The following is an 835-nucleotide window of genomic DNA, read 5'->3' as shown; positions in this document are numbered from 1 at the left end:
GGGCGGGAGGTGGGGGTTCGGGCGGACGAGCAGGTCGTGATCGCCTCCGTTTTCAAGATCCTGCTGGTGCTGGAGTTCGCCCGGCAGGTCGCCGCCGGCCAGCTCGACCCGACCGAGCGGGTGCTGGTGCGGGCCGATGACCGGCTCGGCGGGTGGGGGATCGCCGGCTGCGCCGACGACGCCGAGGTCTCCCTGCGCGACCTGGCCTACTTCGCCATGTCGGTCAGCGACAACACCGCCGCCGACCTGCTGCTGCGCCGGGTCGGCCCGGACGTGGTGCCGATGCTCGCCGCCGAGCTGGGGTTGTCGCGTACCCGGATCGTGGGTGGCCCCCGGCAGTTGGTGGAGACGATGCTGGCCGACGTCGGCGCGCGCACCGAGGCGGACTTCGCCCGGATCTTCCCGACGCTGCCCCCGGAGCGGGTCCGGGCCATGCGGGTCTTCGACCCGGCGCACACCACGTCCAGCACGGTTCGGGAGCTGACCCGGCTGCTCGGCCTGATCTGGCGGGACGAGACCGGACCGCCCGCCGCGTGCGCCATGGTCCGGGAGTTGATGGGCCGGCAGCTCTTCTGGACCCGGCTCGCCTCCGGCTTCCCGCCCGGCGTGCGGATCGCCGCGAAGAGCGGCACGCTGCCGGGCCTGCACCTGGAGGCCGGCGTCGCCGAGTACCCCGACGGCGGCCGGTACGCGATCGCGGTGTCCACCCGCACCGAGCGGCTCGACACCCGCCGGATCGACGTGGACCTGGCGATGGGCGAGGCCGCCCGGGTGGCCGTCGAGGCGCTGCGCGCCGGCTGAGTTCGCCACCGGTGCGGCCCGCCGGCACCCGCCG

General features: G+C 75.2%; 1 protein-coding gene. It reads left to right on the top strand.

Features of this window, described 5'->3' with window-relative positions:
• Positions 1–801, top strand: an 801-nt coding sequence (locus DKT69_RS00135; RefSeq protein WP_109799582.1) for a serine hydrolase, incomplete at its 5' end; no start/stop codon positions are given.
• Positions 802–835 lie beyond the last annotated feature (34 nt).

Origin of the sequence: Micromonospora sicca (genome assembly GCF_003172935.1) — a bacterium.
Lineage (GTDB): Bacteria > Actinomycetota > Actinomycetes > Mycobacteriales > Micromonosporaceae > Micromonospora > Micromonospora sicca.
This window is presented reverse-complemented; position numbering and strand designations above follow the sequence as displayed.